The following is a 12,677-nucleotide window of genomic DNA, read 5'->3' as shown; positions in this document are numbered from 1 at the left end:
GCCACCGGAGAACGATATCGCGGCAGGATTCGCAATCGTCTGCTACGGCATCCTTCCTAAAATTGCTCACCTGGAGCAGGGACGGAAGGAGACGGCCATGGCCGATCGGATGCGTACAAGGTTGACGGGTGGGGCCGCTCTCGTTGCCGCGGTCGTCTTGTGGTCCTCGTTCGCCCTGACGGTCAGGGGGATCGGCTCGTCCAGCCTCACCTCGATCGACGTGGCGTTCCTCCGCTTCGCGACACCCGTCGTCATCCTGGCGCCGTGGCTTCCGCGCACCGTTCGCGCGCTGCGTGGCGAACGGATCGGTGTCCTGCTCCTGCTCGGTGTCGGTGGCCTGCCGCACTTTCTTCTCTCCGCACTCGGCGGACGTCTGACCTCCGCCGCGCTCATCGGTCTCCTCGTCCCCGGCACGGTCCCGCTGTTCGTCACGGTGATCCTGTATCTCCGGTGGCGGGAACGGATCTCCTCCCGGCGTCTGATCGCCCTCGCCGCGATCACCACGGGTATCGCGGCGACCGCGATACAGACGACGTCCACCTCGACGACCGCGGGCGTCGGCATTCTCCTCACCGCCGGGTGCGCCTGGGCCGTCTACACGATCGGCCTGCGCCAGACGGGGCTCGGTCCGGCCGGCGTCGTGCTCACCGTGTGCACACCCGCCGCGATCGCGGCGGCCCTGCTCGCCGCCTCCGCCGCGATGCCCTCGCATCTGATGACCGGCACCGCCGGCATCTCCGACGTTCTGCTCTTCACCGGCCTTCAGGGCATCGGGACGGGACTGCTCTCGACCGTGTGCTACGCCTACGCGGTGCGGGCCCTGGGCAGCACCCTCGCCGCAACGGCCGGCGCGATCAGCCCCGTCCTGGCCGCCCTCCTCGCAGTCCCCCTCTTCGGCGAGCCCATCACCTCTGGCGTGAGCGCTGCCCTCGCGCTCATCGTCACGGGCGTGACGGTCTTCAACACCGCCCCGCGCCGTCGTGACCGAGCGTGTCTGCGGCTTCCGCGCCGGGTGCGTCGTTCGCAGGGCGTCCTGCTCGACACACAACGCTCACCGCGCGGTTCGATCTCAGGTAACGCCCCCACGCGGATCGCGGACGATCTGACGGGCGAAGGAGAAGGTCAGATAGGCCGATCCGGTGCGGTCGACGGTGATGTTCTCGGGCTGCTGCTCGGCGGCGAGGCTGAAGTGGGCCGCGATGCGCGGCCGGGAGAGCGGCTCGCTCGTGGCCGTGGCGGTCGCCGCGGAGGCCAGCAGGGCCGCGGCCGCTGCGAGCGTGGTGATGGTGGTGCGGGCGTGCAGGGGGGTTCTCCTGGTGTGCCGGTCCTCTGCCGGCCCGTGGGGGAGGAGCGGGCCGGCAGAGGTGCTTGAGGGGGCTGCGCTGGTTCAGGGTGCGACGATCTTGATCGTGCTGGCCCAGCCGTGGCCGCCTTCGCGGATCTGCAGGGCCATGTGCAGCAGTTGGAAGCCTTCGAGTGCGCGTGCGTGCTTGAGCGCGCCGACGTCGACCGGGTTCAGTGCGCCGGAGACGACGAGGTCGGCGACCTCCTTGCGGGCGGCCTCGTCGTCCCCGGCGACGAAGACGTCAAGGGGCGTGCCGCCCACCTGACCGGAGACCAGGGTGGTGGCGAAGGTGGTGTTGAACGCCTTGACCACGCGTACCCGCGGTCCCGCGGCTTCGGCGATCCGCTCGGCGGCGGAGGTGCCGGGAGCGACGACCAGGGCGTCGAGCGAGGCGTCGACGGGGTTGCTGATGTCCATCAGCACCTTGCCGTCGAGTCGCGGCCCGTAGGAGGCGGCGAGCTGCCTGGCTGCCGCGAAGGGCACCGCGAGGATGACGATGTCCGCCTGGTCGACCGCCGATTCGTCCGCGGCGCTCACCCGCCCGCCGTGCTCCTGCCCGCGAAGCTCGTCGGCGAGTTGTCCGGCCTTGACAGGGTCCTTGGCGGTGATGGTGACGTCGTGGCCGCCGGCGAGGGCGCGGGTGGCGATGCCTCGGGCCATGTTCCCGGCGCCGACGAGGGTGATCTTCATGGGTGTGGTCCGTTCTCTTCGCTGGACTGCCGCACGGCTGCCTTCGCTGGTGGTCCGCCGCGCTCCTGCCTGAAACCGGTGTGCACCCGCACGACGTCGAACGGCAGCTTCGGCTCGGTGATCTGGAACTGGAAGTTGACGATCAGCAGGTCGTCTCCGTCGAAGGCGGCGGTGGACGGGCTGTGCATGCCGTGCCCGTGGACCGTGCGGACGAGGTGGGCCTTGGTGTAGTCCCTGTTCAGCTTCAGTACGGCGATCTGGCCGTCGGGGTTGTCGAGTTCGGTGACGGCGGTGAGGGTGTGGCCCTTGATCAGCAGGCCGTCTCCGGAGATTCCCTCGGCGCCGCCGAGGTCGATCCGGACGACCTCGTGGGTGCGGACGTCCACGCGGTAGAAGGCGTAGCCGTTGTAGTCGGCGAGCAGCACGTAGCGGCCGTCGCCGGTGACCACCAGGCCGTTGCCGTTGAAGCCGGCGTCGTAGACCATCGGCGAGCGGGTCAGGTCGACTCCCACGCGCAGGGGCCGCTCGACGGTCCTGCTCTGCAGCTCCGCGGCGGTGATGCGCCACAGCGCCGGGTGAACGGAGTCGGAGATGTACGCGTCACCGTTGGGCGCGAGGGCCACGTCGTTGAGGAAGACGTCGGTGCGGCCGGTGTCGAAGACGTGCAGCAGGGCTCGGGTGCGGGTGTCGTAGACGAAGACCTTGCCCGTGGCGCCTCCGGCGATGATGAGCCGTCCGGCGCGGTCGGCCTTCATGCCGGCGACCGACACGCGTCCGTCCTTGCCGCCGGGCAGGAACACCTGGGTCGCGCTCCGGCGCACGTCACCGCGGTAGACGGTGCCGTCGGTGGTGCTGCCGACGTAGAAATAGGGCGTGCCCTGCTGGCGGGCGATGCCCTCGGGGTAGGTCTTGTCGCCGGGGATGGTGTAGCTGGTGGGCCGGGACTGCCGGGGGGAGGGGACGGGGTGCCGGGGTAGGTCGCCGCCGGGGGTGGCGAGGGCCGGGGCCGCGGCGCCCAGGACGAGGAGGGCGGCCGCGGCGACGGCCGCGATGCGGGGACCGCGAGCACGCGATGAGGACATGGCGGATCTCTCTGAGGACAGGGCGGATCTCTTCGGGGACATGGCGGATCTCTTCGGGGATGGATGAGCGTGTGCCGGAGGGGAGGTGAGAAACCGAGGGGGCGTCAGCCTGCGGCGGGGAAGAGGGAGCGGTTGGCGATGTCGATGATGAACGGGCCGACGTGGTCGGGGTACTTGTCGACGATGGCCTTCTTGTAGGCGTCGCCGTCCTCGCCGAGCAGCTCGCGGGCGTCGTCGAGGTAGCGGCGGATGCCGTCGAAGACCTCGGGGCCTGTGGGGGCGCCGTGGCCGGCGAGGATCGTGTCGTAGCCGGACTCGGCGGCCATGGCGTCGACGGCCTGCTGCCAGCCGGTGATGTCGTTGTTGCCGAGGTAGAGGTGGACGTCGTGGTAGACGAGGTCCTGGGCGACGAGGACGCCCTGGTCGGGCAGCTTGACGAGGAGTTCGTCGGCGGCCTCACCGCCGGAGACGGCCTCGAAGACGAACTCGACGCCGTCGATGACTTCGCGTCCGGGGGTGATGTCCACGCTTCCGGGCAGGTCGGTGGCGGGGACGGCCAGGCCGCCCGGCAGCTGGGCCGCGGGACGCGCGGCGATCTGCTCGCGTACCAGGGGCAGGACGTGGACCGGTGCGTCGAAGCGGTCGGCGCCGTTGTAGTGGTCCGGGTGGGCGTGGGTGACGACGAGGCGGTCGATCGGCTTGCCGAGACCCTTGGCGTAGGCGACGGCCTCGTCGGCGTAGGCGGGGTTCAACTGGGCGTCGATCGCGATGATCCGTGCCGGGGTCTCGATCAGCTGGGTGGTGACGTGGAAGGTGTCGGCCGGGGACATGTAGCTGTGGATGCGGACCGCGCCCCTGTCGAGAACCGTGACCGTGCCGTTCATGATGATCTCCTTGAGGTGGGGCGGCCTCGCGCCGCCTTGACGACCTCCACTGTTGTCGGAACGCCGCAGGCAGGCGAGATACGCTGGAGACGTCCCATGGTCAATCGAGGACATCTGGAGATCGTGATGCATCCCGCGGGCCTCGACGACGGTGCTCCCTCCCCGGCCGGCGCCATCCTCAGACTGGACTTCAACCCGCCCGAGGCACGGGTCCCCGGCTTCGAGATCATCGATCTGGCCACCCTGCACGAGCGACGTCGCCGACGGGGGAGACGGCCCGATCTGGTGCACCGGGTGGACTTCCACACCCTCACGCTGATCACCGAGGGCAGCGGAGAGCACGCGATCGACTTCGTGACCCATCCGTGCCGCCCCGGCACCCTGTTGTGGGTCCGGCCCGGCCAGGTCCAGCGTTTCGTCCGGCCGGGCACGGCGAACGGCACGCACCTGCTCTTCACGCCGGCTTTCCCGCCGCACACCAGCAGCGCCGACCGGCTGGTGAAGGAGTGGTACGGGCCGGCGTGCCGGCAACTGGGTGCCAGCCCCCAGTACGCCGTCCTGTCGACCCTGCTCGGTCAGATGCGGGCCGAGTACGACCGCCCGGAAGAGACCGTGTCCGCGGAGATCCTCCAACTTCTGCTGGCCACCGTGCTGTTGCAGGTCGACCGCCTGCCCCACCCCGACAGCGGCGGGGACCCGCACGCCGGCGGCGAGGTGTACCGGCGTTTCCGCGCCGAACTGGAGCGCATGTACCCCACGACTCGTCGCGCCGCCGACTACGCCCAACGCCTCGGGTACACCGTCAAGACCCTCACGCGTGCCTGTGTCGCCGCCACCGGACAGCCCGTGAAGCACGTCATCGACGCCCGAGTGGCTCTCGAGGCCCAGCGGCTGCTCGCCCACACCGACGAAACCGTGGCGACCATCGCCCGCCGTCTGGGATTCGTCGAACCCACCAACTTCGGCAAGTTCTTCACCCGTCACACCGGCGTCACCCCAGGCGCGTTCCGCCTGACCCATCAGCACGCGACGAACCCGTCCGAGGGTGCCTGACCTCGGCGTATCCGTGCGGCGCTGAGCGACGGGGCTTTCAACACCAGCCGCCGTGGCGGTGCGCCGGAGAGCGTCGTCTCGGTACTCCGTGACGAGGGGGTGCGCCCGCACGGCATACCCGCCGGTGAGGAGCGCTGGGGGAAGGTCCAGAACGGCTCGCGCCCGCGCGGGAACACCTCGCAGGATCTCGCAGGCCGGGCAACCGCAGACTGCGTCCGGGTACGCGCCGTCCCAAGGCTCCGGCCCCGGGATTCCACGGATCGGGGTGTCCGGTCGGCCCCCGCCCTGACACGCGGAGCGGCCCGGCAGAGCCGTCGCGACTGCACATGGCTGAGGCCGCCATGGTCACCGATCCGGCTCCGCTCACTGGCCTTGCAGGTCGGTGTCCGGGTGCCTGAGTCGGACCTGGGAACGGATCGCCGCAGGGCTTCGACGTGGCCGTCGGCCGGGTCGATGCCGACGTGGTCACCCCCCAGGCGGCCCTGGATGGCCTGTACCGTGCGACGCCGCGCCGGTTTCCCGTGCGGAAAAGGCACCTTGACCAGCGCTGGGGCGGGTGTGACGCGCAGGGGCGCACGATGCTGAATGGCTTGTTCAGAGTAGTTGCAGCAGGCATTTTATTAACGCATGATGGTTCAACCTTTACCTTTGCGCGGGATTTGCTGACCGCTCGCTCCGCGCCGGTGAATGTGCGGCGAGGGCAGTGGTCGACGGGGGAGATGCAGTGAGGGACGAAGCACACGACGATTCAAGACGCCGGTTCACCTGCCGGACGGAGTCTCGGGCGCGCAGGCACCCGCACGTACGCCGTCGTCGGCCGTTCGGGACGTCTTCGGAGATGAACCACCTGCGCGTCGAACAACGTCGGGCCCGTCCCGACGGGCGCCGACACACGCGTGTGGGGAAGTGGCACGGCGCGAGGTGCTCGCGGCTGTCGCCTGTCCTGGCGTAGGCGTAGGTAGGCGTAGGCCCAGGCGGATGCGGAAGGCCGTGGGCCGACGTGTCAAGTACGCGTGTCAGTAGGGGATCTGTGCCTCACGGGCTCAGTGGGTGCGCTTCAGGGATCCCTTTTTCGCACTGCAGCGAGAAAAGCTCCTCGGGAGGAAAGTCAGTCATGTCTGTCGTCCGTGTGCTCCTCGCCTGCGAGAACAGACTTCTCCAGGACGCTGTGGCCGGGGTTCTCTCCCTGCAGCAGGACATCCAGGTGCTGGGCGCGGCGGGTGTGAGCGAAACGGTGGGCCGCGCCGCCACGTTGCACCCCCACGTCGTGGTACTGGCGCCATGGGCGACTCCTGTGGCGGCCCGCGCCGTGAAAGTCCTGCGAAGAGCGGCGCCGAGGACGGCGGTGCTGGTGTTCGGCGCGCCCGGTGTCAGCCGCACGCAGATCATGGCGGCGGGGGCGCACCGGTACCTGCCCGAGGGGTCGGGCCAGGAGGAATTGCTGTCTGCCGTACGGGAGTTCGCGGTGAGCCATGCGGCTGCCGCCCCCGTGCCGCAGCCCGACATCAAACTGTCGCCGCGCCAGCAGGAGGTATTGGTGCTGGTCGCGGAAGCCCTGTCGAACAAGCAGATAGCCCGGAGCCTGGACATCAGCATCGGCACTGTCAAACGACACCTGCACGTCGTCTTCCAGAAGCTGGGAGCCGTGTCCCGGCTGGACGCGGTCGCGCGAGCCCACGCAGCAGGGTTGCTGCCCTTCGCCGGCCGACCGGCCGCAGCGGGCTCCAGGCCCGCCGACCGTCCGGTCCTCACGAAGATCTGACGGGACTTGACGCAGATCTGACATGAGCAGCATTGTGCCCGACGGAGATGGCGAAGAAAGTAGTGAGTACGTTCCGGTGAGTTGTTCCCGAGGGTAATCCCGGGGGCGAGGCGGAGTGGGACAGCTCGAACCGTTGAACCTTGTCGCTCTGATGACAGGGTTACGCATGGGTGAATGGAGCCCCCGTGATCAATGTGTTTCAGCCCAGCCTGGGACAGGAAGAACTCCAGGCTCTCGCGGAGGTTTTCTCGGACAACTGGCCCGGGCACGGGGCGCGGACCGCCGGGTTCGAGAAGGAGTTCGCGGCCCATATCGGTGTGCCGGACGAAAGCGTGCTCTTTCTCAACAACGCCACGGCGGGACTTTTCCTTGCCATGGAGCTGCTGATGTTGAAGCGCGGCGACGAGGTGGTTCTGCCCTCGGTCAGCTTCGTGTCCGCGGCCAACGCCGTCGCGGCCACCGGCGCGGTCCCCGTCTTCTGCGACGTGGACCCGTACACGCTCAACCCCACCGTGGAAGACATCGAGGCTGCGCTGACGCCCAGGACACGTGCCGTGTGCATGCTGCACTACGGAGGATATCCGGGGGAGGTGGCCCGGATCGCGGACCTGTGCCGCAGTCGTGGCATTCCGCTGCTGGAGGACGCGGCCTGTGCCGTCGCCTCCCGTGTGGAAGGGCGGGCCTGCGGCACGTTCGGAGAACTGGCGACCTGGAGTTTCGACTCCATGAAAACCCTCGTCACCGGCGACGGTGGAATGCTGTATGTACGGGACGAGAAGCTGATGGAGACCGCCCGTCGACTGGCCTACTACGGCACTGGGCAGCGGAGTGGATTCACCTCCGCACGCGTCTCCGACCGGTGGTGGGAGCTGGATGTCGAAGGCTTCGGACGGCGGCTCATCGGAAATGATCTGACGGCGGCGATAGGCCGTGTTCAACTGCGCAGACTGCCCGGTTTCATTTCCGCCCGCGAGAAGGTCGCCGCACGCTACACCGAGTTGCTGGCCGATATGGAGGGCGTGCGGCTCCCGCCCCCCGCGCCGCCCGGTCACACCCTTTCCCACTATTTCTACTGGGTGCAGCTGGACAGCAGCCTGCGGGACCAGGTGGCCGCGGACCTCCGGGACCGGGGTGTCTACACCACGTTCCGGTATCCGCCGCTGCACCGGGTCCCGGCGTACGGATCCCGGAAGACTCTGCCGGCCACCGACCGGGCGGCGGAGGAGACCCTGCTGCTGCCCCTGCACCAAGGGCTGTCCGAGGAGGACGTGGAGCAGGTGGCGCGCGAGCTCAGGGCGGCTGTGGCCCGGCGGGGCGGTGGGGGCACATGAAGATCCGGACCACCGCACTCGAGGGTGCGTACGTCGTCGAGCCCGAGCACCTCGACGACGTACGCGGCACGTTCTACGAGGCGCTGCGCACCGAGGAGCTCCAGCGGGTCACCGGACGACCCTTCTCCGTGGCGCAGGTCAACTACTCGGTTTCCCGGTACAACACCCTGCGGGGCCTGCACGGCGTCACCGACCCGCCGGGGCAGGCGAAGTTCGTCACCTGCGTACGGGGCGCGGTGCGTGACGTCATCGTCGACCTGCGGCCCCACAGCCCGACGTTCGGCGCCTTCCACATGAGCGTCCTCGACGCCGCCCGTGGGAACGCGATCATGATCCCCGAGGGGTTCGGGCACGGCTTCCTCGCGCTGACGGACGACACCTGCGTCGGTTACCTGCTGTCCACCGCCCATGTCCCGGGCACCCAGATCGACATCGACCCCCTGGATCCCGAACTGGCTGTTCCGTGGGGGTTCGAGGAGCCGCCGCTCATGTCGCAGAAGGACGCGCGGGCGCAGAGCCTGCGCTCCGCGCTGGCGTCCGGAGTGCTCTCTTCCAGCTCCCCGAAGACGTGATTGACCTCAACCGCGCTTGAGGTCCTAGGGTCTGACCGACCCCCACGGGCCGATCCCGTCGGCCGTCACCGAAAGGAAGAGTCCTGATGCAAGAGAGCTCGTTACGGGCGACGAAACGGGAGTGGATCGGCCTGGCCGTTCTCGCGCTTCCCTCCATGCTGGTCACGATGGATCTGACCCTGCTGCACCTGGCGGTGCCGCAGATGAGCGCGGACCTGAACCCCAGCAGTTCGCAACTGCTGTGGATCACGGACATCTACGGCTTCCTCATCGCCGGATTCCTCGTCACGATGGGCACGTTGGGCGACCGTGTGGGGCGCAGGCTCCTGCTGATGCTCGGTGCCGGGGCCTTCGGTGTGGCTTCCGTGCTCACGGCGTACGCCGAGACGCCGGAGATGCTCATCCTGACGCGCGCCGTGCTGGGCGTGGCCGGAGCGTGTCTGGCCCCCTCCACCCTGTCGTTGATCCGTAACATGTTCCCCTCACCCACCCAGCGCACCACCGCGGTCACCATCTGGTCGACGAGCTTCATGCTGGGCGGCGCTCTGGGACCCGTGGTCGGCGGCGTCCTTCTGGAGTACTTCTGGTGGGGCTCGGTCTTCCTGCTGGCCGTACCGGTGATGGTGCTCCTGCTTGCCGTCGGACCCTTCCTGCTGCCGGAGTACCGTAACCCGCAGGGCGCGCGGGTCGACCTGATCAGTTCACTGCTGTCGCTGATCGCCGTGCTCGCCATGATCTACGGCCTCAAAGAGGTGGCCAAGTACGGCCTGGAACCCGTCCCGCTCGTGGCGATCCTGGTCGGTGCGGCCGTCGGCTACGTCTTCGTGCGGCGTCAGCGCACGCTGGCCCACCCGCTGCTCAACCTGAGCCTGTTCGCCAACCGGGCTTTCAGCGCTTCCCTTTCGACCTTGCTGCTCACCGTCATGTTCCTGATGGGGATCCAGTTCGTCATCGCACAGTTCCTGCAGAGCGTGCTCGAACTCTCGCCGCTCCAGGCAGGGTTGTGGCTGCTGCCCGCAGTGATCTCCGGCATGGTCGCGGCCCTGGCCGCCTCCGGCATCGTCGCCAAGGTGCGCCCGGCCTATGTCTTCGGTGCCGGGATGATCCTGGCCGCCGTGGGGTTCATGGTTCTCTGGGGAGTCTCCGCGGACTCCGGGCCCGGCGTGGTGATGCTGGCGTCGATCCTGATGTTCGCCGGTCTCGCCCCGGTCTCCGCTCTCGGAATCGACATGATCGTCGGCGCCGCGCCGCCGGAGGAGGCCGGCCCCGCCGCCGCGATCTCGGAGACGTCCAACGAGTTCGGTGGCGCCCTCGGTATCGCCGTGGTCGGCAGCATCGGCGCCACCGTGTTCCGGAGCGGCATGGCCGACAGCTACCCGGACGGCGTTCCCGCAGGTGCCGACGACACGCTGGCCGGGGCGCTGGAAGCCGCGGCGCGTATGCCGGGTGAGGGGGGCGAGGCCCTGGCCGCCGCCGCACGCGACGCATTCGCCAGGGGGCTGCAGGTCAACTCGTTCGTGGCCATGCCCCTGATGCTGCTCATGGCCCTGGGCGTCGCCTTCCTGCTTCGACAGGTGAAGCCCGCCGCGCACGAGGAGGAGCTGCCGGCCACCGCCGAGCAGGCCGTCCCCGCCACCGGCGGAACAGAACCCTCGACGATCCGCTAGGAGTCACACCGCACCACCAGAAGTCAGCCCGCACGTCTCACCTTCGCAGGGGTGTCGCCTCGTCACGGGGCGGCGCCCCTGCTTCCTATGCACCGCCGTGGTCCGCCGCACACGGCACGTGGCGGAGGAGAGGAAAGCCATGAAGGCCCTGGTGCTCGCGGGCGGAGCGGGAACCCGCTTACGCCCGTTCAGCTACTCGATGCCCAAGCAGCTCATACCCATCGCGAACAAGCCCGTCCTCGCGCACGTCCTGGAGAACATCAGGGACCTGGCCGTGACGGACGTCGGGATCATCGTGGGCGACCGTTCCTCGGAGATCGTCGAGGCGGTCGGCGACGGATCCCGATTCGGCCTGAGGATCACGTACCTCCCGCAGACGGAGCCCCTGGGGCTGGCGCACTGCGTGCTGCTCGCCCGCGACTTCCTGGGTGACGACGACTTCGTCATGTATCTCGGTGACAACATGCTCCCCGAAGGTGTCAGGGGCATCGCCGCCGAGTTCCGCGCGCGGCGGCCGGAGGCCCAGGTCGTCGTGTACAAGGTGGCCAACCCCCAGGCGTTCGGCGTCGTCGAACTCGGGACGGACGGTTCCCTGCTGCGGCTCGTGGAGAAGCCGCGCGTACCGCGCAGCGATCTCGCCCTCATCGGCGTGTACTTCTTCACGGCGGCCATCCACGGCGCGGTCGCGGCGATCAGCCCGAGTGCCCGCGGGGAACTGGAGATCACCGACGCCGTCCAGTGGCTGCTCGACAGTGGCGCGCGGGTGGCGGTCAGCAGGTACACCGGGTACTGGCGGGACACGGGACGGGTCGAGGACGTCCTGGAATGCAACCGCGACCTCCTCCGGGACCTCGAGCACTCGATCGAGGGCGTGGTGGACGAGTCCTGTCACATCCGCGGGCCGATCGTCGTCGAGGCAGGAGCCCGCGTGACCCGCTCGTGCATCGACGGGCCGGCGATCATCGGCGCCGGCACCGTCGTGGAGGACAGTCACATCGGTCCGGACACCTCGATCGGGCGGGGGTGCGAACTCCGGGGCACCCACATCGACTTCTCCATCGCCCTGGACGGTGCCCGGATTTCGCACGTGACCGGACTGCACGGCTCGCTGATCGGTCGTGGCGCGACGGTCGGGCCCCGGACCGACCGGACCGCGCACCACCGGCTGGTCGTCGGTGACCACACACACATCGAGGTGTCGGCATGAGGATCATGGTGACCGGCGGCGCCGGTTTCATCGGTTCGCACTACGTACGTACCCTCCTCGCCGGAGGGTACCCGGGAAGCGACGACGTCTCGGTCACCGTGCTGGACAAGCTCACCTACGCGGGCAACCCGGCGAATCTGCCCTCGTCCCATCCGCGCCTGGATTTCGTCCGCGGCGACGTGTGCGAGCCGTCCCTGCTGCGGGACCTGCTCCCAGGACATGACGCCGTGGTGCACTTCGCCGCGGAGTCCCATGTGGACCGGTCCGTCGCGTCCTCCGGGGAGTTCATCCGGACGAACGTCGGCGGCACGCACGCCGTGCTCGACGCGGCCCTCGCCACCGGCGTTCCCCGGGTCGTGCATGTCTCCACCGACGAGGTGTACGGATCCATCGACGAGGGGTCCTGGACGGAGGAGTCGCCGCTCCTGCCCAACTCCCCGTACGCCGCGAGCAAGGCGGCCGCCGACCTGGTCGCCCGCTCCTATCACAGGACGCACGGCCTGGACGTCTCGATCACCCGCTGCTCCAACAACTACGGCGCCTACCAGCACCCGGAGAAGCTGGTCCCCCTGTTCGTCACCAACCTGTTCGAGGGACGGACCATCCCGCTCTACGGCACCGGTGACAACCGGCGCGAGTGGCTGCACGTGGACGACCACTGCCGTGCGGTGCACAGCGTGCTGCTGGGCGGCAGGGCCGGCGAGGTCTACAACATCGGAGGCGGCAGCGAGTACAGCAATCTCGCGGTGACGGAACTGCTCCTCGAACTGTGCGATGCCGACCGTTCCCTGATCCGCCACGTCACGGACCGCAAGGGGCACGACCGCCGCTATGCGCTCGACGGCACCAAGATCCGTGAGGAACTGGGCTACGTGCCCGCGGTCTCCTTCGCCGACGGACTGGCGGACACGGTCGACTGGTACCGGTCGAACCCGGCCTGGTGGAAGGCGGCGAAGTACGGCGGCGACGGCGAGCGGGCCACGGACGTTCACGCCGTCGCCACGCGGGTCGCGGAGCACGGGGGCGTGGCCCGGTGATCGGGCGGCGCGCGGCCGTCGGGGTGGGCCCACGCCTCGCGGAGCGG

General features: G+C 69.1%; 11 protein-coding genes. 8 read left to right on the top strand and 3 right to left on the bottom strand.

Annotation, left to right across the window (positions count from 1 at the left end; all coding sequences use genetic code 11):
• The first annotated feature begins 97 nt into the window (after positions 1–97).
• Positions 98–1,372 (top strand): DMT family transporter, encoded by a 1,275-nt coding sequence (locus tag PYR72_RS14260; protein ID WP_275455712.1) that lies wholly within the window; start codon positions 98–100, stop codon positions 1,370–1,372.
• A 15-nt stretch (positions 1,373–1,387) separates the two neighbouring features.
• On the opposite strand, the gene PYR72_RS14255 is transcribed toward PYR72_RS14260, so the two are convergent.
• From PYR72_RS14255 to PYR72_RS14245, 3 genes are all read right to left on the bottom strand, one after another.
• The gene (locus PYR72_RS14255; protein ID WP_275455711.1) at positions 1,388–2,035 is read right to left on the bottom strand and encodes an NAD(P)-binding domain-containing protein; all 648 of its coding nucleotides are present in this window, start codon (positions 2,033–2,035) and stop codon (positions 1,388–1,390) included.
• On the bottom strand, positions 2,032–3,117 hold the full coding sequence (locus PYR72_RS14250; RefSeq protein WP_275455710.1) for a superoxide dismutase: 1,086 nt from the start codon (positions 3,115–3,117) through the stop codon (positions 2,032–2,034). Before PYR72_RS14250 ends, PYR72_RS14255 begins: the two co-directional genes overlap by 4 nt.
• Before the next feature lie 104 nt (positions 3,118–3,221).
• Entirely contained in the window at positions 3,222–4,001 is a 780-nt protein-coding gene (locus PYR72_RS14245) for an MBL fold metallo-hydrolase (RefSeq protein ID WP_275455709.1), read from the bottom strand.
• A gap of 126 nt (positions 4,002–4,127) precedes the next feature.
• Between PYR72_RS14245 and PYR72_RS14240 the strand changes: the two genes are divergently transcribed.
• From PYR72_RS14240 to rfbB, 7 genes are all read left to right on the top strand, one after another.
• A complete protein-coding gene (locus PYR72_RS14240) occupies positions 4,128–5,054 on the top strand; it encodes a helix-turn-helix transcriptional regulator (RefSeq protein WP_275460411.1) in 927 nt (308 codons plus the stop codon).
• A gap of 1,114 nt (positions 5,055–6,168) precedes the next feature.
• A complete protein-coding gene (locus tag PYR72_RS14235; RefSeq protein ID WP_275455708.1) occupies positions 6,169–6,816 on the top strand; it encodes a response regulator transcription factor in 648 nt (215 codons plus the stop codon).
• 185 nt (positions 6,817–7,001) lie between these two features.
• Positions 7,002–8,147, top strand: coding sequence for a DegT/DnrJ/EryC1/StrS family aminotransferase (locus PYR72_RS14230; protein WP_275455707.1), 1,146 nt, complete (start codon positions 7,002–7,004; stop codon positions 8,145–8,147).
• Entirely contained in the window at positions 8,144–8,719 is a 576-nt protein-coding gene (locus tag PYR72_RS14225) for a dTDP-4-dehydrorhamnose 3,5-epimerase family protein (RefSeq protein WP_275455706.1), read from the top strand. Before PYR72_RS14230 ends, PYR72_RS14225 begins: the two co-directional genes overlap by 4 nt.
• 86 nt (positions 8,720–8,805) lie before the next feature.
• Positions 8,806–10,386, top strand: a complete 1,581-nt coding sequence (locus tag PYR72_RS14220; protein ID WP_275455705.1) for an MFS transporter — start codon at positions 8,806–8,808, stop codon at positions 10,384–10,386.
• A gap of 139 nt (positions 10,387–10,525) precedes the next feature.
• Positions 10,526–11,593 carry a glucose-1-phosphate thymidylyltransferase gene (locus tag PYR72_RS14215; RefSeq protein WP_275455704.1) on the top strand — a complete coding sequence of 356 codons (1,068 nt, stop codon included), beginning with the start codon at positions 10,526–10,528 and terminating at the stop codon, positions 11,591–11,593.
• On the top strand, positions 11,590–12,630 hold the full coding sequence (gene rfbB, locus PYR72_RS14210) for a dTDP-glucose 4,6-dehydratase (RefSeq protein WP_275455703.1): 1,041 nt from the start codon (positions 11,590–11,592) through the stop codon (positions 12,628–12,630). The genes PYR72_RS14215 and rfbB overlap by 4 nt, the downstream gene beginning before the upstream one ends.
• The last annotated feature ends 47 nt before the right edge of the window (positions 12,631–12,677 follow it).

It is taken from the genome of Streptomyces sp. VNUA24, assembly GCF_029167005.1.
In the GTDB taxonomy this organism is placed as follows: Bacteria; Actinomycetota; Actinomycetes; order Streptomycetales; family Streptomycetaceae; genus Streptomyces; species Streptomyces scabiei.
The sequence above is the reverse complement of the archived record's forward strand: the minus strand, read 5'-3'. Positions and strand labels throughout refer to the sequence as shown.

Excerpts from the sequence above, each read along its gene's own strand:
- PYR72_RS14225 (WP_275455706.1), top strand. The coding sequence starts at position 8,144 with ATGAAGATCCGGACCACCGCACTCGAGGGTGCGTACGTCGTCGAGCCC.
- PYR72_RS14235 (WP_275455708.1), top strand. The coding sequence starts at position 6,169 with ATGTCTGTCGTCCGTGTGCTCCTCGCCTGCGAGAACAGACTTCTCCAG.
- PYR72_RS14255 (WP_275455711.1), bottom strand. The coding sequence starts at position 2,035 with ATGAAGATCACCCTCGTCGGCGCCGGGAACATGGCCCGAGGCATCGCC.
- PYR72_RS14220 (WP_275455705.1), top strand. The coding sequence starts at position 8,806 with ATGCAAGAGAGCTCGTTACGGGCGACGAAACGGGAGTGGATCGGCCTG.
- PYR72_RS14250 (WP_275455710.1), bottom strand. The coding sequence starts at position 3,117 with ATGTCCTCATCGCGTGCTCGCGGTCCCCGCATCGCGGCCGTCGCCGCG.
- PYR72_RS14260 (WP_275455712.1), top strand. The coding sequence starts at position 98 with ATGGCCGATCGGATGCGTACAAGGTTGACGGGTGGGGCCGCTCTCGTT.
- rfbB (WP_275455703.1), top strand. The coding sequence starts at position 11,590 with ATGAGGATCATGGTGACCGGCGGCGCCGGTTTCATCGGTTCGCACTAC.
- PYR72_RS14245 (WP_275455709.1), bottom strand. The coding sequence starts at position 4,001 with ATGAACGGCACGGTCACGGTTCTCGACAGGGGCGCGGTCCGCATCCAC.
- PYR72_RS14240 (WP_275460411.1), top strand. The coding sequence starts at position 4,128 with ATGCATCCCGCGGGCCTCGACGACGGTGCTCCCTCCCCGGCCGGCGCC.
- PYR72_RS14215 (WP_275455704.1), top strand. The coding sequence starts at position 10,526 with ATGAAGGCCCTGGTGCTCGCGGGCGGAGCGGGAACCCGCTTACGCCCG.